The sequence below is a fragment of the Parazoarcus communis genome (assembly GCF_003111645.1).
Lineage (GTDB): Bacteria > Pseudomonadota > Gammaproteobacteria > Burkholderiales > Rhodocyclaceae > Parazoarcus > Parazoarcus communis_A.
In genome coordinates, this window is sequence record NZ_CP022187.1 from 2,813,278 (window position 1) to 2,834,403 (window position 21,126).

The following is a 21,126-nucleotide window of genomic DNA, read 5'->3' on the forward strand; positions in this document are numbered from 1 at the left end:
GTGCGGACGCGCAATCCTTTGCTGCGTGTTTCAGTTGATTCGGGTGATTCAATTCAGGTAGCTCAGAAGCGTCAGCGCCGCAGCCGACGGCGTCGTCGTCCCCTGCTCGACCGCGCTCGCCAGATCCGGCAGATCCCGCCTCACCTGCGGGTGACTGCGGAAGCGGCTGCGCAGGCCGTTGTCGATCATGTCCCACATCCAGGCCAGGGCCTGGTGACGACGCTTGGCATCGAACTCACCGGTTCTGGTCAGGGTGTCGCGGTATCGCGTCACCTGCTCCCAGAATTCGGCGACCCCTTCATTCCTGAGCGCTGACAGGGTGATGACCGGCACGATCCAGTTCTGACTCATCGGGCGCAGCATGTGCAGCGCGGTCTTGATCTGCGACTTCGCCCGCATCGCGGCGGAAGGGTCGATGTCGGCCTTGTTGATGACGATCAGATCGGCGATTTCCATGATGCCTTTCTTGATCGCCTGCAGGTCGTCACCGGCATTGGGCAGCTGCAGCAGACAGAAGATGTCGGTCATGCCGGCGACCGCGGTTTCCGACTGCCCCACGCCAACGGTCTCGACAATGATCACATCGAAACCGGACGCCTCACAGACCAGCATGGTCTCCCGCGTTTTCTCCGCCACGCCACCGAGGCTGCAGGCCGAGGGACTGGGGCGGATATAGGCGCCAGGATTCTGGCTCAGGTGCTCCATGCGGGTCTTGTCACCGAGAATCGAGCCGCCGCTGACCGACGAGGACGGGTCGACCGCCAGCACCGCCACCCGAAAACCCTGCTCGATCAGGTACAGCCCAAGGCCTTCAATGAAGGTCGACTTCCCCACGCCCGGCACACCTGAGATACCCACCCGGATCGACTTGCCGGTATGCGGCAGCAGGGCCTCGAGTACGGCGCGCGCGCGGGCCTTGTGATCCTCGCGCTGAGATTCGATCAGGGTAATGGTCTTGGCAAGCGGGCGCAGTTTGCGCGCAAGCACGCCGTCGACCAGTGCCTGGTCGGCGGCGTCGATTGCCGGCAGCGGAGGGGACACGGAATCGGAAGCGGTCATCGGTCTCGGGGCAAAGACGAAGGTAACGAACTCAGGCGCGGCGAAACGGAGATACGGCCACCCGCCGCACCTTCCGCAATCAGGCCTTGGCCCGTGCGGCGCGAATCTGCTTGAGCACTTCGCGCGCAGACTTCTGGATCGGCGTGCCCGGCCCGAAGATGCCCTTGGCACCGGCAGCGTACAGCGTGTCATAGTCCTGCGCCGGAATCACGCCGCCGACGAAAACCACGATGTCGTCCGCACCCTGCGCCTTGAGGCCGTTGATGACCGCAGGCACCAGCGTCTTGTGTCCTGCCGCGAGGCTGGAGCAGCCGACCGCATGAACGTCGTTCTCCACCGCGTGACGCGCGACCTCTTCCGGGGTCTGGAACAGCGGACCGACGTCGATATCGAAGCCGAGGTCGGCAAAGGCCGATGCCACCACCTTGGCGCCGCGGTCGTGACCGTCCTGGCCGAGCTTGGCGATCATGATGCGCGGACGGCGACCCTCTTCGGCCACGAAGGCTTCGATGTCGGCCTTGAGTTCTTTCCAGTCGCTGTCGTTTTCCACCACGGCTCCATACACGCCGGACACGGCTTGCGGGTTGGCACGATAACGGCCAAAGACCTTCTCCAGCGCGTCAGAGATCTCGCCCACGGTTGCGCGCAGACGCACGGCCTTGACCGCGAGATCGAGCAGATTGCCTTCGCTCGTCTCGGCACAGCGGGTCAGCGCATCGAGTGCGGCCTGCACCGCAGCGCTGTCGCGACTTGCGCGGATCTTCGCCAGACGCGCCACCTGCGACTCACGCACCGCGTGGTTGTCGATGTCGAGAATGTCGATCGGGTCTTCCTTGTCGAGCTTGTACTTGTTGACGCCGACAATCACGTCCTTGCCCGAATCGATGCGGGCCTGCTTGTCGGCTGCGCACTCCTCGACCTTCATCTTCGCCCAGCCTGACTCGACCGCCTTGGTCATGCCGCCCATGGACTCGATCTCCTCGATCAGTTCCCAGGCCTTGTCGGCCATGTCCTGAGTGAGCTTTTCCATCATGTAGGAACCGGCCCAGGGGTCGACCACGTTACAGATGTGGGTCTCTTCCTGGATGATGATCTGGGTGTTCCGTGCGATACGGGCCGAGAACTCGGTGGGCAGCGCAATCGCTTCGTCGAGTGCGTTGGTGTGCAGCGACTGGGTGCCGCCGAACACGGCCGCCATGGCCTCGATCGTGGTGCGCACCACGTTGTTGTACGGATCCTGTTCGGTCAGCGACCAGCCGGAGGTCTGGCTGTGCGTGCGCAGCATCATCGACTTCGGGCTCTTGGGATCGAACTGCTTCATGATCCGCCACCACAGCAGACGCGCCGCGCGCATCTTGGCGATCTCGAGGTAGAAGTTCATGCCCACCGCCCAGAAGAAGGACAGGCGGCCGGCGAACTTGTCTACGTCCATGCCGCTGGCGATACCGGTACGCACATACTCCAGGCCATCGGCCAGCGTGAAGGCGAGCTCGATGGCCTGGTTCGCGCCGGCTTCCTGGATGTGGTAACCCGAAATCGAGATCGAGTTGAACTTCGGCATGTGCTGCGCGGTGTAGCCAAAGATGTCGGCGATGATCTTCATCGACGGCGTCGGCGGGTAGATATAGGTGTTGCGGACCATGAACTCCTTGAGGATGTCGTTCTGGATGGTCCCCGACAGCTTTTCCTGCGACACGCCCTGCTCTTCGGCAGCGACGATGTAGCCGGCAAGAATCGGCAGCACCGCACCGTTCATGGTCATCGACACCGAGACCTTGTCCAGCGGAATGCTGTCGAACAGGATCTTCATGTCTTCGACCGAGTCGATTGCCACGCCGGCCTTGCCGACGTCACCGAGCACACGCGGATTGTCCGAATCGTAGCCGCGGTGCGTGGCCAGATCGAAGGCCACCGACACGCCCTGGGCGCCGGCAGCGAGCGCCTTGCGGTAGAAGGCGTTGGACGCTTCGGCCGTGGAGAAGCCTGCGTACTGCCGGATCGTCCACGGCTTGACTGCATACATGGTGGGCTGCGGACCGCGCAGGTAGGGCTCGAAACCCGGCAGGGTGTCGGCATGCGGCAGATCGGCAACGTCAGCGGCAGTGTAGAGCGGCTTTACCGTGAGCCCTTCCGGCGTCGTCCAGTTCAGCTTGGTCACATCGCCTTCGGGGGCATGCTTGGAAGCGGCTTTGTTCCAGGCATCCAGACCAGGCTGGGAATAAGTGGGCTCTTTTGCATTCGACATGAAAAACCTCTCTGACACATTGGCCGCAATGGCGGCGTTGCGTTGCTTGGCGGATTTGCCGCGACTTCCACACGACGACGAGACCGCCCGCAATCATTCGCGGGCGGTCGCCGACGCTTCGCTACGCGGCGTAGTCCCTCTCATGTTCTTCGGGTTTTCACCCGAAGCCTCCCATGCTACGCCGCGCCAAGGAAGTTGACTTGTTCAACAGCACGAATAATACTTTATCCATAATTATGAATGCAATGGGTCGAGGACATCTCCTTGAATAAGCTATGATCTGCGACCCTTCGGAGATCCACTCTCGCCATGACCGAAACCCGCATCGCCCCGCTTGCGCTGTACCAGGAAGTCGCAGAACGCCTGCGTCAGCGCATCTTTGCGCACGAACTCAAGCCGGGCACCTGGGTGGACGAGCAGGCACTGGCCGAGGATTACGGCATTTCCCGCACGCCGCTGCGCGAAGCGCTCAAGGTGCTGGCATCCGAGGGGCTGGTAACGCTCAAGCCGCGCCGGGGCTGTTATGTGACCGAGATCTCCGAGCGCGACCTGGATGAAGTGTTCAAGGTCATGGCCATGCTCGAGGGAGAGTGCGCACGAAGCTCGGCGGGTCGCGCCACCGAGGCCGAACTCGGCACCCTGAAAGCCATTCACGCCGACCTCGAGAAAGCGGCCAGCGCGCAGGACATCGACGCCTTTTTCGAGGCCAACCAGGCCTTCCACCACGAACTGCAACGTATTGCGGACAACCGCTGGCTGCTGCACGTGATCGAAGACCTGCGCAAGGTCATCAAGCTGTCGCGCCACCACTCGCTGTTCTCCGAAGGCCGGCTCGAGCAGTCACTGGCCGAGCACCGCGCTCTGCTCGACGCCCTGCTGGCGCGCGACGCCGACGCCGCCGACCAGCTCATGCGCGAGCACATCCGCGGCGGCCGCGAGGCCCTCGCCCGCATCGCCGAGGCGCGCAACCGCGTCGCCTGACCCAGTCGGCAGCGCCGCAACGCCGACCTTCAGCCAGCGTCCTTGGTCACCAGCACCTGATCGATGCGGTAATTGTCGATGTCGACCACTTCGAACTTGTACCCGGCGTAGATCACATGATCGGTGCGCTTGGGCACCTTGCGCAGCCGGTACATCAGAAAGCCCGCGATCGTCTCGTAGTTCTCGAAGCCCTCGAACACACGGATCTGCAGCGCCTGCATCACGTCCTCGATCGGCGTCACGCCGTCGATGAGCCAGGACTGATCGTCACGACGCACGATGAGCTCTTCCTGAAACGGACTGCCGAGATCGCCCATCACCGTGTTCATCACGTCCTGCAAGGAAAGCAGGCCGACGACCAGCGCGTACTCATTGACGATCAGCGCGAAATCCTCCTTGGCCGCGCGAAACTGCTCCAGCGCCTCGAACAGTGTCAGCGTATCGGGCAGCACCAGCACCTTGCGCACGATCGGCTGCGTACGCAGTGACAGTTCCAGCCCCTGCAGAATGCGGGGCAGAATGTCCTTGGAGTCGACATAGCCGATCACGCTGTCGATCGAGTTCTCGCACACCGGAAACTTGCCGTGCGGATGCTCGGCGATCTTGCGCCGGATACTGTCTTCGGTCTCGCCCAGGCTCAGAAAGACAATGCTCTCGCGCGCGGTCATCGCCGACGGCACAAAGCGGGAATCCAGTTCGAACACGTTCCTGATCAGGTGCTGCTCCTGACGCAGCACGCCGCCGGCCTGCGCACCGGCATCGGCCATGGCCACGATATCGGCGGCGGTAATGCTCTCGATGCGTTCGCCCGACACGCCGAAGAAGCGAAACAGGCGGTTGGCAAGTCCGTTGAATATCCACACCAGCGGGGCGAACACCCTCATGCACAGCAGCATCGGCCGCACGATGATCAACGCGATGCGTTCAGGCTCGACCATGGCCAGCCGCTTGGGCATCAGATCGGCAAACAGCACGAAACACGAAGTCACGAAGGCAAAGGACAGGGCAAAACTGATGGAGCCGAGCATCGGCCCGTCGTACGCAGGACGCAGCATCGCCTCCAGATGCGGCGACAGGGCCTTCTCGCCGACGATGCCGCCGAGAATGGCGACCGCATTGAGGCCGATCTGAACCACGGTAAAGAAGTTGCCGGGGCTGCTTTGCAGCAGCAGCACGCGCTGCGCATTGGGGTCGCCGCCGTCAGCCATCAGGCGCAGCTTGATCTTGCGCGCGGCAGCCAGTGAAATTTCGGAAATGGAGAAAAATGCGCTGATCGCAATCAGCAGGGAAATGACGAATATATTGTTCAGCAGGCTCACGATGACTCCAGGCCCGACAGCTGGCGCCATCTGCACCAGCCGGAGCACCTGCTGTCGAGTCTATCACCGCGGCGTGACCTCGTCCTCCGCGGAAGCAAGCGTCATGTCCGCCGGCACCACCCAGCGGTCGTAATCCTCTGCGCTCACTTTCCCGCTCGCAATCGCCGCCTCACGCAGGCTCAGGCCCTCGCGATGGGCGTGCTTGGCGATCGCCGCGGCGTTGTCGTAGCCAATATGGCGATTGAGCGCAGTCACCAGCATCAGGTTGGCGTCGAGATGCTTGCTGATGCGCTCGAGATCGGGTTCGATACCACGTGCGCAGTGGCGCTCGAAGGCATCGCAGGCATCGGCCAGCAAGGCAATGCTCTCGAGTACGTTGTGTGCCATCACCGGCTTGTAGACGTTGAGCTGGAAGTTGCCCTGGGTGCCTGCAAAGGCCACCGTGGCATCGTTGCCGAAGACCTGCGCACACACCATGGTGAGCGCTTCGCACTGCGTCGGGTTCACCTTGCCGGGCATGATCGAGGAACCCGGCTCATTCTCCGGGATGCGCAGTTCGCCAATGCCGCAGCGCGGGCCGCTGGCGAGCCAGCGCACATCGTTTGCCATCTTCATCAGCCCGCCCGCCAGCGTGCGCAGGGCTGCCGAGGTCTGCACGAGGGCGTCGTGCGCCGCCAGCGCAAAGAACAGGTCAGCCCCACTCACGAACGGATGTGCCGTCAGCTCGGCGAGCCGGGCGGCCGTGCTCGCACCGAAGCGCGGATGCGCATTGAGCCCGGTTCCCACCGCCGTGCCGCCGATGGCGAGCGAATACAGGCCGGGAAGTGCAGCACGAACACCCGCGATCCCGAAATCGATCTGGCTGACCCAGGCCCCGATCTCCTGCCCCAGGGTCACTGGAGTGGCGTCCTGCAAATGCGTGCGGCCGGTCTTGACCACATCGCTGAAAGCCGCTGCCCGCGCCGCCAGCGTATCGCGCAGACGGGTGACCGCCGGGAACAGCCGCTGATCCAGCTCGGCCACCACGGCGAGATGCATCGCCGTGGGAAAGGTGTCGTTCGATGACTGCCCGCGATTCACATGATCGTTCGGGTGCACCGGATGCTTGCTGCCCAGCGTACCGCCAGCCATCTCGATGGCCCGGTTGGCGATCACCTCGTTGGCGTTCATGTTGGACTGCGTACCGGAACCGGTCTGAAACACCACCAGCGGGAAGTGGGCGTCGAGCTTGCCCTCGATCACCTCGTCGGCCGCGCGCACGATCAGCGCACCGATGTCAGGCGGCAGCTCGCCGAGCGCCACATTCGCCTCTGCCGCAGCCCGCTTCAGCAGGCCCAGCGCCCGGATCATCGGTCTTTGCCAGCGAAAGCGCTCGACGCCGATGGCAAAGTGGTGCAGCGAGCGCTCAGTCTGAGCCCCCCAGTAGCGGTCGCGCTGAACGTCGACCTCGCCCATTGAATCGGTCTCGATACGCACGGTGTCCATGATGCTCTCCGGATTGGCTTCGTGAATCTTTGATCATCGCTGAGCGGATTTGATCCGGAAAAAGCAAAAAACCCCGCAGGGCGACGAGCACCATGCGGGGTTGAGTCCGGTTTCGGGGCATGCCCCGAAAGATCACCCGTGAATCAGTGTGCAGCTGCAGTCGCCGCACCCACGCCGGTTTGCGCGCGCACGTACTGGTCGCCGAAGGCTTCACGTTCGTTCTGCGCTTCGCCACTGTTGTCGAGCAGCGAAACGATGATCGTGGCAAGGAAGGCCAGCGGCATCGAGAACAGTGCGGGCTGAGTGTAGGGGAAGATCGGCGAGGCATAGCCCAGCACATCCACCCACACCGACTTCGACAGCACGACGAAGGCCACCGCGCTGAACAGGCCGAGGTAGCCGCCCGCGAGGGCGCCGCGCGTGGTCAGGCCCTTCCAGTACATGGACATGATCAGCACCGGGAAGTTGGCCGACGCCGCCACGCCGAAGGCAAGCGCGACCATGAAGGCCACGTTCATCTTCTCGAACACCATGCCGAGCAGCACCGCAACCACGCCCAGACCGATGGTGGCGAACTTCGACACGCGCAGTTCGGTGGACTCCGACGCCTTGCCCTTCATGATCACGCGCGAGTAGATGTCGTGCGAGATCGCCGAGGCACCTGCCAGCGCAAGCCCTGAAACCACGGCCAGGATGGTGGCGAAGGCCACTGCCGACAGGAAGCCGAGCAGCAGGTTGCCACCCACGGCCTGCGCAAGGTGCATCGCGACCATGTTGTTGCCACCGACGATCTTGCCGCCAATCTCGCCGCCCTCGAAGTACTCCGGGCTCTGACCGACGATCAGGATTGCAGCGAGGCCCATCAGTGCGATGACGTTGAAGAAGTAGGCCACGATCCCGGATGCGTACAGCACCGACTTGCGCGCTTCCTTGGCGTCAGTCACGGTGAAGAAGCGCATCAGGATGTGCGGCAGGCCGGCAGTGCCGAACATCAGGCCGATGCCGAGCGAGATCGCAGTGACCGGATCGGCCAGCAGGCTGCCCGGGGCCAGCAGCTTGGCGCCCAGACGATGCACTTCCATTGCACGCGTGGTGAGCTCGTCAAAGCTGAAGCCGAACTGGCTGAAAGCGAGCAGCATCACCGTGGTACCGCCGATCAGCAGCAGGCAGGCCTTGATGATCTGCACCCAGGTGGTGGCAACCATGCCGCCGAAGGTGACGTACACCATCATCAGCGCACCGACCACGAACAGCGCAACGTTGTACTCCAGCCCGAACAGCAGCTTGATCAGCTGACCGGCACCCACCATCTGCGCCACCAGATAGAAGCACACCACGGTGAGCGAACTGACCGCAGCCATGGTCCGCACCTTGCCCTGGTTGAGGCGATAGGAGGTGATGTCGGCGAAGGTGAACTTGCCCAGATTGCGCAGGCGTTCCGCCATCAGGAACAGGATGATCGGCCAGCCCACGAAGAAGGCGATCATGTAGATGTAGGCGTCGACGCCCTGCATGTACATCATCGCGGTCAGGCCTAGCAGCGTGGCCGCGGACATGTAGTCGCCCGCGATCGCCAGACCGTTCTGGAAGCCGGTGATGCCACCGCCGGCGGTGTAGAAGTCTGCGGTCGTCTTGGTGCGACTTGCGGCCCAGTAGGTAATGGCCAGCGTCATCACGACGAACACAAAGAACATGCCGATCGCGTGCAGGTTGAGCGGCTGCTGAACAGTGGCTTCAACCGCAGGCCCTGCCAGCGCGACAGCCGAGCCGGCGAGTGCGCCGGAAGCGACACCCAGACGGGAAACGATGGAGGCGCGCATTATTTTTCTTCCTTCCACGCCGCACGGACGATTTCGTTGTTGATGTCGTCGAATTCGCCGTTGGCCCGACGCACATACACGAGCGTCAGCACCCAGAACAGCGCGAACTGGAACAGGCCGAGCGCGATACCGAGCGTGAGGTTGCTGCCCTCGAAGAGGCGCATTGCGATCACGTCGGGTGCGAAGGCCACCGTCAGCACGAAACCATAGAAAATCACCAGCACCACTGCGGAAAGCCTTGTAGCAAACCGCGTACGCTTGGCCACGAGTTCCGCGAATCGCGGATTGCGCCTGATGTGCGCATACATTGATATCGACACGTCTACTCCCCCTCCAAGAAAACAACGAAAAAATCGTCGCTTCCTCCACCCTCCTCCATGTGGCTGTGCCGTCTTCCGCGGCGCATGCCAAACGGGCGAATGATATATCATTCACAAGAGTCCATACTATTCCGTATGGAAAAATAAATAATTTTTTTGCTCGTGGGACAATCGTGGTTTTCCACACTCAGGCGCGGCACGCTTTGCCGTGCATTTTCAGCCCCTTTCGCGCCCACCTTCGACCGGAGTCAACACAAGATGGATAGTCAGATCATTGTCGATCGCGCCGACGGCATCGCCACCGTTTCACTCTCCAATCCGGACCGGCTGAACGCGGTCAACGCTGCGATGTGGCGGGATCTGCGCACGGCAATGGAACACTGCGGACGCGATGCAGAGGTACGCTGCGTCATCCTGCGCGGGGCAGGCGACAAGGCTTTCGCCGCGGGTGGCGACATCGAGGAATTCCTGACCGTCCGCGCCACCGTGGATGACGCCCTGCACTACCACGAGGAACTCGTGGCCGCGGCGCTGGACGCGATCCGCAACTGCCCGGTACCCACGGTCGCCGCGATTCAGGGCGCCTGTGTCGGGGGCGGACTGGAGATCGCAGGCTGCTGCGACATCCGGATTGCGGGTGCGTCCGCCCGCTTCGGCGCGCCGATCAACAAGCTCGGCTTCTCGATGTATCCGGGCGAAATGGCCGGCCTGCTGGCGCTGGTCGGCCCCGCCGTCGTGCTTGAGATCCTGCTCGAAGGCCGCATTCTGGATGCTCAGGAAGCCCTCGCAAAAGGACTGCTGACGCGGGTTGTCGACGACGAGCGCGTCATCGACGAAGCGCTCGGCGCCGCCGGACGGATTGCCGCCGGCGCACCACTGGTTGCGCGCTGGCACAAGCAATGGGTGCGCCGCCTGATGACGGGCGCGCCGTTGAGCGAGGACGAACGCCGCAGCGCATTCGACTTCCTCGCCACCGACGATTACCGCGAGGGCATCGACGCCTTCCTCAGCAAACGCAAGCCGGTGTTCAAGGGGCACTGAGCGCCCGCGGGGGCCTCAGCTGGCAGCAGCACGCATCAGGGCATCGATGTCGATGGCCGACTCGATCGAGTCGGCGAGTCGGTCGAGATCTGCTTCGCGGCGCGCGGCGAGGTCGACGCGGTCCAGCGCCCCTTCCGCGCCCGCCCAGCGCAGCAGCGCATCAAGGGCGGCGGGCGAGTCAAACAGCCCGTGCACATAGCTTCCCATCACCTGCCCGTCGGCCGACAGGGCGCCGTCAGGGCGGTCGCCGGCCAACATCAGCGCCGGACGCTGCAGGGCGGGGCCGCTGGATACCCCCATGTGAATCTCGTAGCCGCTGACGACAGGATCGCCCCCGAAACAGAGCGTCCCGTGGACGTTCTCTAGCTGCTTCTCGCGCTCGAGCACGGTCGCCATGTCGAGCACACCGAGGCCGGACACGGTGTCTGCCCGCCCCTCCACGCCATGGGGATCGCCGAGCGAGCGCCCGAGCATCTGGAAGCCGCCGCAGATCCCCACCACCTTGCCGCCGTAGCGCAGGTGCTTCAGGATCGCCTGGTCCCAGCCCTGTTCGCGCAGCCATGCGAGGTCCGACTGCACGCTCTTGGAACCGGGCATCACGATCAGGTCGGCGGGCGGCATCTCCTGCCCCGGCCCGACCCAGCGAAAATCGACCTGGGGATGGAGACGCAGCGCATCGAGATCGGTGTGATTCGAGATGCGCGGATACACCGGCGCCACCACGCGCAACACCGGCACCTCGCCGCCGCCATCCACGGTCGCATCCGCAAGCGCATCCTCGGCGTCCAGAAACAGTCCGTGCAGATAGGGCAGCACGCCAAACACCGGACGGCCGGTGCGGGCTTCGAGCCAGTCGAGCCCCGACTGCAGCAGGCCGATATCGCCGCGGAAGCGGTTGATCACGAAACCCTTCACCCGCGCCTGCTCCGAGGGCGACAGCAGGTCGAGCGTTCCCACCAGATGTGCGAACACCCCGCCACGATCGATGTCGGCTACCAGGATGACCGGCACATCGGCCGCCTCCGCAAAACCCATGTTGGCGATATCACGGTCGCGCAGATTGATTTCCGCCGGGCTTCCGGCACCTTCGACGAGAACGCATTCGTAGGCATCGGTCAGACGCTTCCACGACTGCATCACCGCAGCCATCGCAGTGGGCTTGTAGTTGTGATAGTCCCGCGCCGAAAGGTTCGCCGCCGGCCGTCCATGGATGATCACCTGCGCACCGATGTCGGAAGAGGGCTTGAGCAGGACCGGATTGAAGTCGGTATGCGGCGCCACCCGCGCCGCCACCGCCTGCAGCGCCTGCGCCCGGCCGATCTCGCCACCGTCGGCCGTGACCGCCGAATTGAGCGCCATGTTCTGTGGCTTGAACGGTGCCACCCGCAGTCCGCGGCGTACCAGCGCACGCGCCAGACCGGCAACCAGCGTGCTCTTGCCCGCATCGGAGGTGGTGCCCTGCACCATCAGCGTGAAGACCTTGGTCAGGCTCATGCGTGCCCCCCATCCGGAGCCCGCGCCATCACCGCGCCAGAGTCAGTCAACGGGACAACGCGTGCCCCCAGTTCCAGCAATCCTATTTCCACGCAAAGACGCCCCACAAAGTTTGATGAATGAGCGTTACCAGACGCCACGATTCGATATTGTTTCGAGCAGATGAGGCCACTCCCGAGCCCAGCAGCACCGATGATCCGCAGCATCCACGATCCGCACCTGGATATCTGCCTCCTCACGAAAGCGGGACCGATACGCACGATAGACCGTGATCGGTACGGTCTGATCCAGTGCCCCAACGAAATGAGTCTGCGGGATGCCCTCCAGCCCTGGCCAAAAATCAGGCGGATTCAGCGACCCCTCAAGCGGGGAAAGACCGTGCAAACGGCTCCAGACAGCGTGATCGAGATTTCCCGCCACCGTGATCAGATGCACGACATCCGATCGCTGCGCAGCAAGCAGCGCTGCAACGGCCCCGCCCCCCGAATAGCCCACGAGCACCAGTGCGTTCGCGCCCGACTGCAGCTTTACCTGATTCAGGGCCACATTCAAGGCATCAATCACCGCTGGAGCGAAACGCTCCGAGGTCCAGTAGCGGGCATCACACTCCGGGGAAACGACGCGGCTGTACTGGCACGGCCGTGCGATGTAGGCCACATTCCCGCCGTCGGCGACAGCCAGACGCAGCGCGACCGGATCAACCGGCGTAGGGTCTCTTGAAGGACGGTGCCGGGTAACCCAGGCAAAACCATCTCCCTCGATGTAGACACTCAGGACATCTCCCTTCCCCGGTTTCACGAAGCCTGTCAGCCGAAACGTGCCGGTCTCGAAGGTCCCGCGGGTCAAATGGCTGCCTGCGGCAATCTCCTCCGCACGCCGAAGTCGTTCTTCCGGATCAAGCGCACCCGCCGCACACGCTGCCAGCATTAGCGCGCTGACGACGATCCAGCAGGCTCGAAGGCCATCCATCCCCACTCAGGCATTCCCCGGTGCGAGATGCGCAAAAAGGCCTTTGCGGACACTCGGGTCACGAACCCGCCAGATGCAGCTGTCCACAAAGTAATGGTGAATGCTGACTGCACTCGCCACCGCAAGCGCAAACGTATATGCGCCCGACAGGTCGGAAAAATACTCCGGCAGATGGAAGACGAACAGCCCGATCAGGACGAGCACTATGTAATAACGCCCACTCCAGAACAGGAGACGCGTGCGGTTTGACGCCCCTGCGAACAAGCCCGCCCGGTTCAACTCCATCCTCAACGGAAACACCAGGTACTGCAGGGAGTGTGAGAATTGCACTATCAGATACGCCGCCGGTTCGAAGAACAGCAGCAGGTACCACATGTAGATTGCCAGCCAGGAAGCCAGAATCCTGCGGTCAGGTGCCCGCCCAGTGCGTGCTCCAATCCTGAACCAGATCACCACACCGACCAGGAAGGCACAGCAACAGACAAGATTCATGAACCGAAGTGCGGCTGGAATCATTGAATGCAGCGCGCCCAGCCAATGAGCAGGAAGATCCTGAGCCCCCCACACAACATGCCACACCAGCAAGGTACGCAAGCCCACCCGAAGTAGCCGACGCTCTCCTGGGGACAGCTCCAGGCCGGTCAGCTTCGAGAAACACGCCACCATGCCCCACGCCTGGCCGGTGTAATGCCACGCCAGGTAGAAGGCCGCACCGAGCCAGAGTACATAGACCAAGTCTTGATGCACGGCGATTCCGCCGTTCGGACCGGGCGTTCCCAGGAAGACCGCTGCTGCAACGATCAGGATCAGCGCAAGCGGTACATATATCGTTGCGAGCGGGTACTTCTTGAGGTTCGTGCGCGGCCGGTACAGCAGACTGTACGCACCAATGAAATGAGGCCAGTTGATCAGGACCTGAAAAATGATTGCGCTGCCCATCAGTCCGCCAACGCTCGCCGCGGGCAAGGACGACGATATGCTCCCTGCCCACCACAGGTAAACCAGCATGACGCTGACGACCACAATGGAAACACCGCCAGTCACCCAGAAATCAAAAGCCGGCGAAATGATGTAACCATTCCGGAACGAGGCTGCAGTGCGTTTTTCGGCCTTGCGCCTGGGGATGTTCTTCATACGTTCTTCCAACGCCCGGACACCCCAGGCTCAAGATTCGATTTTCCAGTTCCGAGGGATCCGACAACCCCATTCTGCCCCGTCGTTCAGGTGGCCGGAGCCATGGCGCCCATCGCACGCAGCGCCAGCGCCTGGATCGTCAATCCGGGAGACTCTCCGCCTCCCGTGCTCGGAAACACGCTGGCGTCGACGATGTAGAGATTGTTCCAGCGATGGCTGCGGCACCATGCATCGACAACCGAGTTGCGCGGATCAGTTCCCATGCGGCAAGTACCGAATACATGCGTCGAACTGAAAATATCGTAGGAGCTGAACTCCTCGAATATCGGCCCGGCTCCGGACGCCTTGAGAATCTCCCTGCAGGTCTTGGCCATGAAGGCGATACGCTTCATCGCCATGTCGTCGACATGACTGTGAATGCGTGCCACGGCCACGCCGGTTGAATCCTTCACCGACGGGTCGAGTGCGACATATGACTCTGGGTGAGGGAGACTCTCGCAGATACCGGACAAGGAAAGCACTCTCCCAAATGACGTCCTCATGGCCTGCTTGTGCGCACGCCCCCAACCCTTCACGACTCTTTTCGCATAGTTTATCGGCCCCAGGAGATCCGACTCGGCAACCGAGGGCGAGAAGCGACATCCGCCAACGACACCCGGAATCGAATCCGGAGCATTGTAAGTCCAGCAGATGCTATCTACTGGCAAACCGCGATGGCTGCCAAGGTTCTCCGGACACAGCGCATTGCTGGTCCAGAGCAGTGTCTCCATGAAATTCCGCCCGACCTGTCCGGACTCGTTGGCGAGCCCCTTGGGCGAGCGCATGTCTTTTGAGGCAAGCAACAGCCGCGGGGTTTCGATGGCACCGGCGGCGAGCACGAGTTTCGGCGTTTCAACGAACCCGGCGCCATTGCGATCACGGTAATGAACTCCCACGACCTTCCCTTCCGCACCGGTCTCGATCCGCACGACCGTGGTATCCGTGCGGATATCGCACAAGCCGCTGGCTTCGGCCGCCCTCAGGTAAGTCACGTCGATCGTACCTTTGTCCGTTCTCGGGCAACCCTTGAGGCAGCAACCACAATAATTGCAGGCAGGGCGATTTTCGCGTGCCTCCGGGAGCACGGCGAGCGGGTTCGCCACCAACTGCATACCCTTGGCCGCAAAACCTTTCTGCAGGAAGCGGGTGCTGTAGGCAAATGGGTGTGCTTCGTAGGGGAGCGGGGCCGAGCGAGGCCGATAGGGATCTGCCGCTGGGCCAGCGACCCCGACAAACCGCTCGGCCTCCAGGTAGTGCGGTTCAAGGTCCTGATAGGACAGAGGCCAGTCGGCGCCGACCCCGAAGCGACTGTGCAAGCGCATGGACTGCTGATTCAGGCGGTGCGCCTCACCGGTAAAGTGCAGTGAGCTCCCCCCCACGGCCCTCACGTGGTGATAGCCGAAGGAAGCGCGCCTGTCACCCGGATTGAGCAGACCGGATACATGGTTCCATGACCGGAGCTGAGACCACTGCCCGGACAAGGCCTGCATTTCACCGTAGGTATACCGCCCCTGGCTGCCCGCCTTGACCGGGAAGCCCTCCTCCCAGTCCCGTGTGCTCGCCTTGTAATCCTTGAAAGGGTCATAACGCGGCCCAGCCTCAAGGATCAGCACCCTCAAGCCCTTGCGGGTCAGTGCCCATGCCGCTGCACCGCCGCCCGCCCCCGAGCCGACGATCACAGTGTCATACACCCGCTTGGCCATTCGCCCTCCTTGCCGGTGCGAGCGTGTAATCGGGATATCCCCTGGGCTGAGGCGGCGATTCAAAACCCATTCCAACCCAACTTGCCGGCTCTGCGTAATAGAAGCTCATCAGATCTGCCAGCACTCGGTCGAAAAACATCTTCGGAATGCCGTTCCTGGGGCTTGCCTCAGCCTGCGCCACGATACGATCGCGCTGCTCCGGCCGCAAGGCTTCGAACGCCAGTCCGTATTGCGCGGACGCCTGGGCATCGAGCCACTGTGCTCCGAGCTCCAGCAACTGCGGATAGTTCACAATCCTGGCCGCATGCGCAACGAGGCGCCGATCAAGCTTCAACTGTGAGGCTGAAGGCGTCAAGTCCATTGGAATCAAGGTATCCACAAAGGCAGCAAGCAGTTTTCCCCGCCTTTGAGCCGCCCCCCCGGCAGCACGCAAAGGCACCATGCGCGTCAGCGTCCCGAAAAATACCGCAGCCCGCACCCCATGCCTGAGGAACCGGCGCCTGCTGTTGTGCACATTCATCACATTCAACTCGTACCAAGGACCGTGATGGGCTCCCGGATTCAGGGCCAACGCCCACCCGCCCGACGCCCCGTCGGACTATAACGTAAGCCTGAGCAGCCGACAGTGCGATCCAAGGTTGCAAAAAAAGGGGGCGCCCTGAGGCGCCCCCTTTTACGCAAACCAAGCTCAGAAACGCCAGCGACCAAACACCTGGCCATTAAGACTTTGATATTTCTCGCCTGCTTCCGCGCCGAGCTCAAGTGCCAACTCGAAACGATCGCTCATTTCCCAGTTCAAGCGCCCGGACAATGCATAGACGTCGCGGATGGCCTTCTGGCCTGTCGTCTCGAACTGGCCACCACCGCCAACAAATGCGCTGTTCGCCGTCGCGCCGTCGTTCTCGAACTCGTGGCGCCACAGCAGCTTGACTGCCGGACTCAGCACACTGCTGTCCGCGAGCTTCATGCTGGAGCTCAGCTCGACCCCCAGCAGCGAACGCAAACGACTCACATCATCGCTTTTCACTGCCAGCGAAAGGACGCCTGCGCCAGATTCGGTATAGCCACCCTGCTCTACGCGAAAGGTTTCGAAACCGAGCAGCGGCGTGAGTCGAAGCTTGTCGCTCAGTGCAAAGGGCATGCCCGCGATCACACGCATACCGTACAGCTGGCCGTCGAAATCGCCCTTGGCAACGCCGGTCAGGTGGGTATTCCGCTTGGTCGAGTAATCCTGATAGGCATACGCGACCATACCGTCGATATACCAGCGTTCAAACGAACGTCCAAAATAACCCGTCAACTGATAGGACGAAATGTCCGCGGCATCACCACTGCGGAAATCGTTCATGTCGACATCGGTCTTGGCATACGAGAACGCGCCACCCAGCAGCCAGCCGTTGCTCATCTGCGTATCGAATCCGGCCATCATGCCGTAAACATCGCTCTCCGAACCGGCAAAGCCACTCTTGGCACCCACCTTGGACTTGCTGCCAAACGCCTTCAGCCAGAAGCTGCGATTGAGTGCTTCGTCACCGGAGGACATGCCTTCCTGATGATCGCCCGCATGGGCGTTGTGCGCCGTCCTGAAACCGGACTGGACGCCGACACCGGTGCGTAGCGCATCAAGCCGCACCTGAACCGTGTCGAGCGCGGACGACGAAGTGCTCAATGCGGCCCCGCCCAGCACCACACTGCTTTCTGGAGAGATCAACTTCATCGCCAGACGCTGGCTATCGGGCGTCATCGACGAGATCGCCGCAATGACGGCCCCCATCTGCCCTGTCGACGTTCCATTGAGGGCATCGAGCACCCGTGCGACATCCTTCTCGCCCTGCTCGGCCACCGGCACGAAACCGCCGCTCCCGCCCAGTTGCGATGCACTCACTACCTGCGTCTGGTTGATGGGACCTGCGCCCGTGCCGTTGTAGGTGTCCCCTGCTGTGCCACCTACCGTATAGATGCGATAGCCTTCGAACGTAAACTGACCGGCGGTGGCGATAACTGTCCACGTCGCCTGTCCGGTCGGCGAAATGCCCGCAGCAGCCAGGCTGGTACTGTTGATACTGAAATAGGAACCGTCCTGCGATCCCCCAGCGGCAACCATGCCGTCGTACGTGAAGGTCTGAGTCCATGACCCGATGGTAAGCTGGATTGCATCACCGGCAGACCACGCGGTCGCGGTCGCGCCGCCACTGAAATTGACACTGACATCGCCATTACACGAGCCACCGCAGTTATTCTCAAACGTGAGCTGCGTAATCTGGATACCCTGCCCGCTGTTCAACGCAACGGGGGTGTTCGAACTTGCCTGTGTAAACAGGTGACCCGCACTCGCGGTCAAGGGCAGCAGCATGGCCGCAACGAAGAGCAGCGCTCCGCCCCACCACGCTCTAAGAATCTGAAAATATCGGATCACATTGAACCTCGGTTATTGTTTGTTACAAAACCCCTGAGTTTTCATTGTCTTTAGGCATAAAGCACGCGTCAAGACAATTCAGGCACTTATCAGGTATCTGCTACCCGCTTAATCTCTAAAATGCTACAAACCGCCAAATATATAGAACCTCTTATATTCGCGAACTCTTATTCGCGAGCGCAATTTGTACCAAATCAGCCCGAGAATCACAGATCAACCCAGATCCATCAAACGCCGCATCACGGTTTATTTCGCGCCGTATGCGAGTACTGCAAAGTCGGTCGATATCAGGCATTCTTTCGCACCTGACTGAATCAGCCCGAATATTCAGCGCCCCCAGGCGATTGCCAGGACCTGAAACGCCAGCGGGTTATCGCGCCAGCCTGATCCACTCAAACCTGAATCAGCAGTATTTCCACCATTGAATTCGAGTGTCACCATGAAAAAGTTCAGCCATTTCCTGCTTTGCCTTCTGCTTGCGAGCGGAATGAGCACCTCGGCGGTCGCCGACTTCAAGGCTGGGTCGGACGCTGCAAGCAAGGGCGACTTCGCAACAGCACAAAAGGAGTGGCAAACCGCAGCGACCGCCGGAAATGCCGACGCTCAGTTCAATCTGGGCGCATTGCTTCTTTCAGGACGGGCAGGCAAGGCCGATATCAGGAATGGCGTGAAATGGCTAGAAAAAGCGAGCGCCAATGGGCACACGGAGGCCTCATACGCGTTGGGCATGATTTATTTCAACGGCTCGGGCAATGAGTTGAAGATGGATCACCAGCGCGCGTTCAAGGCTTTTGAGCTTGCAGCGGCAAAGGGGCACCCCCCCTCACAGTTCAGCGCCGGCATGCTGCTTCTCAATGGCCAGGGAATGAAACACGATCCGTCGGCTGCGGTCGCATGGCTGACCAAGGCAGCGGATCAGGGTTACGTCATGGCCCAATACAATCTGGGCTTGTTTCATGCAGGCCAGCAGGGCGCCAAGGGCAAAGCCTTCAAGTGGTTCCTCAAGGCCGCCGAACAGGGGCTCCCGCAGGCTCAGCACACTGTTGCACGCATGTATATGGAAGGTCAGGGTACCCCGCGCGATCTCGCGCAGGCCAAGTCGTGGTTTCTTCGCGCAGCAGACAAGGGAAGCGTCGAGTCTCAGTACGGCGCAGGATTTCTGCTGTATGCCGGGATGGGCGAACAGAGGAACCCTGCCGAGGCGCTCAAGTGGTTTGAACGCGCTGCGAAGAACTGGGACAGAAACGCGCAGTTCCGGCTGGGGCAGATGTACCTGGAAGGCGATGGCGTTGCGAAGAACCTGACTGAAGCATACAAATGGCTGGACCTGGCCGCCTCTGGCGGACATGAAGACGCCCACTACCTCCGGGCCGCGGCCGGCCTCCAGATGCCGGACGCTGACACTGAACGCGCTCACCGACTGGCTCAGGAATGGTTCGATGCCAATCACAAGACCCCGCACAAGCATCAGGACCTGAAGCCCCACGGCCACTGACGCCCCCAGCACTCCATGAAGGGACTCCTGGGGGGGAACTCTTCCGCCCGTTAGCACTCAGACGCATCGAGTGCTAACATGCAGCTTGAGGAGGACCTGAATCAATGTCACAAGCTTTGTCGTTTCCCGTACCGTCAGCCACAGGCAGCATCGACCAGTACATCCAGTCGGTGAATCGCCTTCCGATGCTCACCGAGCAGGAAGAGGTGAGCCTGGCGACCCGGTTGCGCGACGAGGGTGATGTCGAAGCAGCCCGTGAGCTCGTCATGTCACACCTGCGCGTGGTTGTTTCCATCGCTCGCGGCTATCTGGGCTATGGCCTGCCGCATGCCGACCTCATCCAGGAAGGCAACATCGGTCTGATGAAGGCCGTCAAGCGCTTCGACCCTGCACGCGGCGTGCGTCTGGTGTCGTTCGCGATCCACTGGATCAAGGCCGAGATTCACGAGTACATCGTGAAGAACTGGCGTCTGGTCAAGATCGCCACCACCAAGGCGCAGCGCAAGCTGTTCTTCAACCTGCGCAGCCTGAAGAAGGACACCAGCACGCTGAACCCGGGTGAGGTGCAGACGATCGCCACGCACCTTGGCGTCAAGCCCGAAGAAGTGGTGGAAATGGAAACCCGTCTTGGCGGACGTGAAGTGCCGCTCGATGGCAGCAATGACGACGATGACGAGCGTTTCGCGCCGATTGCCTATCTGCCCGACCCGCACGCCGAGCCGTCCGAAGCCCTTGAACAGGCCGAAAACGCGCGTCTTCAGGACGAAGGACTGCGCGATGCGCTGGGTTCGCTCGATGATCGCAGCCGCGCCATCGTCCAGCGTCGCTGGCTGACCGAAGGCGACAGCGCGACCCTGCACGAACTCGCTGCAGAGTACGGCGTGTCTGCCGAACGAATCCGCCAGATCGAAGCCAAGGCCATGCAGAAGATGCGCGGACTGCTCGCCGAAACGGTCTGAGCAAGGTCTCCCGGCAACACACCCGACAAACGGCAGCGGCAACGCTGCCGTTTGCGTTTCAGCGTCCGGCGAGCAGCCTGCCGATGTCTTCGCTGATGTTGTCTGCGGTTTCGCCGTGCTTCACATACAGCCGCAACTTGCCTGACGGGTCGAAGACATAGGTCCCGGCCGAATGGTCGACCGTGTAGTTGCCACCCTCGGTATCGCCACTCTTGCGATAGAACACGCGGAAATCCTTCGCCACCGCCGCGGTGGCATCGAGATCGCCCACCAGCCCCAGGAAGCGCTTGTCGAACACCGGCACATACTGCGCGAGCAGCTCTGCCGTGTCGCGTTCGGGGTCGACGGTGACGAACAGCACCTGCACCTTGTCCGCCTCCGGGCCAAGCTTGCGCATCACCTCGCTCATGGTCGACAGATTGGTCGGACACACATCCGGACACTGCGTGTAGCCAAAGAAGATCGTCACCACCTTGCCGCTGAAATCGGCCAGCGTTCGAGGCGTGCCGTTGTGGTCGTCTAGCGCAAGCGTCTTGCCGTAATCGGCACCAGTAATGTCGGTAGCATGAAACGAAGGCGGGGGCTCGGCGCATGCGCCGACCAGCAGCACGGTGGCTGCCACAATCAGGGAACGAAGCATCAGGAAG

Annotated in this window: 17 protein-coding genes; 4 read left to right on the forward strand and 13 right to left on the reverse strand. The window is 61.9% G+C overall.

Annotated features, from left to right (window positions below; translation table 11 throughout):
• Positions 1-48: 48 nt before the first annotated feature.
• A complete protein-coding gene (gene meaB / locus CEW83_RS12825; protein WP_108949695.1) occupies positions 49-1,059 on the reverse strand; it encodes a methylmalonyl Co-A mutase-associated GTPase MeaB in 1,011 nt (336 codons plus the stop codon).
• A gap of 79 nt (positions 1,060-1,138) precedes the next feature.
• Positions 1,139-3,304 carry a methylmalonyl-CoA mutase gene (gene scpA, locus CEW83_RS12830; RefSeq protein ID WP_108949696.1) on the reverse strand — a complete coding sequence of 722 codons (2,166 nt, stop codon included), beginning with the start codon at positions 3,302-3,304 and terminating at the stop codon, positions 1,139-1,141.
• Positions 3,305-3,613: 309 nt separating this feature from the next.
• Here scpA and CEW83_RS12835 point away from each other — a divergent pair, with 309 nt between their 5' ends.
• Complete coding sequence (locus CEW83_RS12835) at positions 3,614-4,285, forward strand: GntR family transcriptional regulator (RefSeq protein WP_108949697.1); 672 nt, start codon at positions 3,614-3,616, stop codon at positions 4,283-4,285.
• 29 nt (positions 4,286-4,314) lie between these two features.
• On the opposite strand, the gene CEW83_RS12840 is transcribed toward CEW83_RS12835, so the two are convergent.
• From CEW83_RS12840 to CEW83_RS12855, 4 genes are all read right to left on the reverse strand, one after another.
• A complete protein-coding gene (locus tag CEW83_RS12840) occupies positions 4,315-5,604 on the reverse strand; it encodes a hemolysin family protein (protein ID WP_234418809.1) in 1,290 nt (429 codons plus the stop codon).
• 63 nt (positions 5,605-5,667) lie between these two features.
• Positions 5,668-7,089, reverse strand: a complete 1,422-nt coding sequence (fumC, locus tag CEW83_RS12845; RefSeq protein WP_108949698.1) for a class II fumarate hydratase — start codon at positions 7,087-7,089, stop codon at positions 5,668-5,670.
• 143 nt (positions 7,090-7,232) lie between these two features.
• The gene (locus CEW83_RS12850; RefSeq protein WP_108949699.1) at positions 7,233-8,909 is read right to left on the reverse strand and encodes a cation acetate symporter; all 1,677 of its coding nucleotides are present in this window, start codon (positions 8,907-8,909) and stop codon (positions 7,233-7,235) included.
• Complete coding sequence (locus CEW83_RS12855; RefSeq protein WP_420094079.1) at positions 8,909-9,229, reverse strand: DUF485 domain-containing protein; 321 nt, start codon at positions 9,227-9,229, stop codon at positions 8,909-8,911. Before CEW83_RS12855 ends, CEW83_RS12850 begins: the two co-directional genes overlap by 1 nt.
• Positions 9,230-9,487: 258 nt before the next feature.
• Between CEW83_RS12855 and CEW83_RS12860 the strand changes: the two genes are divergently transcribed.
• The gene (locus CEW83_RS12860; RefSeq protein ID WP_108949701.1) at positions 9,488-10,270 is read left to right on the forward strand and encodes an enoyl-CoA hydratase/isomerase family protein; all 783 of its coding nucleotides are present in this window, start codon (positions 9,488-9,490) and stop codon (positions 10,268-10,270) included.
• 15 nt (positions 10,271-10,285) lie between these two features.
• Here the strand turns inward: CEW83_RS12860 and CEW83_RS12865 are convergent, their stop codons facing one another.
• From CEW83_RS12865 to CEW83_RS12890, 6 genes are all read right to left on the reverse strand, one after another.
• Positions 10,286-11,764, reverse strand: coding sequence for a cobyric acid synthase (locus CEW83_RS12865; RefSeq protein WP_420094080.1), 1,479 nt, complete (start codon positions 11,762-11,764; stop codon positions 10,286-10,288).
• A gap of 126 nt (positions 11,765-11,890) precedes the next feature.
• Positions 11,891-12,733 (reverse strand): alpha/beta hydrolase, encoded by an 843-nt coding sequence (locus CEW83_RS12870; RefSeq protein WP_159099455.1) that lies wholly within the window; start codon positions 12,731-12,733, stop codon positions 11,891-11,893.
• A gap of 6 nt (positions 12,734-12,739) precedes the next feature.
• Positions 12,740-13,867: a hypothetical protein gene (locus CEW83_RS12875; protein ID WP_108949703.1), complete on the reverse strand. Its 1,128-nt coding sequence runs from the start codon at positions 13,865-13,867 to the stop codon at positions 12,740-12,742.
• An 86-nt stretch (positions 13,868-13,953) separates the two neighbouring features.
• Positions 13,954-15,609, reverse strand: a complete 1,656-nt coding sequence (locus CEW83_RS12880) for a GMC family oxidoreductase (RefSeq protein ID WP_108949704.1) — start codon at positions 15,607-15,609, stop codon at positions 13,954-13,956.
• Positions 15,590-16,129: a gluconate 2-dehydrogenase subunit 3 family protein gene (locus tag CEW83_RS12885; protein WP_108949705.1), complete on the reverse strand. Its 540-nt coding sequence runs from the start codon at positions 16,127-16,129 to the stop codon at positions 15,590-15,592. The genes CEW83_RS12880 and CEW83_RS12885 overlap by 20 nt, the downstream gene beginning before the upstream one ends.
• Positions 16,130-16,297: 168 nt before the next feature.
• Positions 16,298-17,962 carry an autotransporter outer membrane beta-barrel domain-containing protein gene (locus CEW83_RS12890; RefSeq protein WP_108949706.1) on the reverse strand — a complete coding sequence of 555 codons (1,665 nt, stop codon included), beginning with the start codon at positions 17,960-17,962 and terminating at the stop codon, positions 16,298-16,300.
• 502 nt (positions 17,963-18,464) lie between these two features.
• Between CEW83_RS12890 and CEW83_RS12895 the strand changes: the two genes are divergently transcribed.
• Positions 18,465-19,520: a tetratricopeptide repeat protein gene (locus CEW83_RS12895; protein ID WP_108949707.1), complete on the forward strand. Its 1,056-nt coding sequence runs from the start codon at positions 18,465-18,467 to the stop codon at positions 19,518-19,520.
• A 104-nt stretch (positions 19,521-19,624) separates the two neighbouring features.
• Positions 19,625-20,479: an RNA polymerase sigma factor RpoH gene (rpoH, locus tag CEW83_RS12900; protein WP_108949708.1), complete on the forward strand. Its 855-nt coding sequence runs from the start codon at positions 19,625-19,627 to the stop codon at positions 20,477-20,479.
• A 58-nt stretch (positions 20,480-20,537) separates the two neighbouring features.
• On the opposite strand, the gene CEW83_RS12905 is transcribed toward rpoH, so the two are convergent.
• On the reverse strand, positions 20,538-21,119 hold the full coding sequence (locus tag CEW83_RS12905; protein WP_108949709.1) for an SCO family protein: 582 nt from the start codon (positions 21,117-21,119) through the stop codon (positions 20,538-20,540).
• Positions 21,120-21,126: the final 7 nt, after the last annotated feature.

Excerpts from the sequence above, each read along its gene's own strand:
- meaB (WP_108949695.1), bottom strand. The coding sequence starts at position 1,059 with ATGACCGCTTCCGATTCCGTGTCCCCTCCGCTGCCGGCAATCGACGCC.
- scpA (WP_108949696.1), bottom strand. The coding sequence starts at position 3,304 with ATGTCGAATGCAAAAGAGCCCACTTATTCCCAGCCTGGTCTGGATGCC.
- CEW83_RS12835 (WP_108949697.1), top strand. The coding sequence starts at position 3,614 with ATGACCGAAACCCGCATCGCCCCGCTTGCGCTGTACCAGGAAGTCGCA.
- fumC (WP_108949698.1), bottom strand. The coding sequence starts at position 7,089 with ATGGACACCGTGCGTATCGAGACCGATTCAATGGGCGAGGTCGACGTT.
- CEW83_RS12850 (WP_108949699.1), bottom strand. The coding sequence starts at position 8,909 with ATGCGCGCCTCCATCGTTTCCCGTCTGGGTGTCGCTTCCGGCGCACTC.
- CEW83_RS12860 (WP_108949701.1), top strand. The coding sequence starts at position 9,488 with ATGGATAGTCAGATCATTGTCGATCGCGCCGACGGCATCGCCACCGTT.
- CEW83_RS12865 (WP_420094080.1), bottom strand. The coding sequence starts at position 11,764 with ATGAGCCTGACCAAGGTCTTCACGCTGATGGTGCAGGGCACCACCTCC.
- CEW83_RS12870 (WP_159099455.1), bottom strand. The coding sequence starts at position 12,733 with ATGGATGGCCTTCGAGCCTGCTGGATCGTCGTCAGCGCGCTAATGCTG.
- CEW83_RS12875 (WP_108949703.1), bottom strand. The coding sequence starts at position 13,867 with ATGAAGAACATCCCCAGGCGCAAGGCCGAAAAACGCACTGCAGCCTCG.
- CEW83_RS12880 (WP_108949704.1), bottom strand. The coding sequence starts at position 15,609 with ATGGCCAAGCGGGTGTATGACACTGTGATCGTCGGCTCGGGGGCGGGC.
- CEW83_RS12885 (WP_108949705.1), bottom strand. The coding sequence starts at position 16,129 with ATGAATGTGCACAACAGCAGGCGCCGGTTCCTCAGGCATGGGGTGCGG.
- CEW83_RS12890 (WP_108949706.1), bottom strand. The coding sequence starts at position 17,962 with ATGCTGCTGCCCTTGACCGCGAGTGCGGGTCACCTGTTTACACAGGCA.
- CEW83_RS12895 (WP_108949707.1), top strand. The coding sequence starts at position 18,465 with ATGAAAAAGTTCAGCCATTTCCTGCTTTGCCTTCTGCTTGCGAGCGGA.
- rpoH (WP_108949708.1), top strand. The coding sequence starts at position 19,625 with ATGTCACAAGCTTTGTCGTTTCCCGTACCGTCAGCCACAGGCAGCATC.
- CEW83_RS12905 (WP_108949709.1), bottom strand. The coding sequence starts at position 21,119 with ATGCTTCGTTCCCTGATTGTGGCAGCCACCGTGCTGCTGGTCGGCGCA.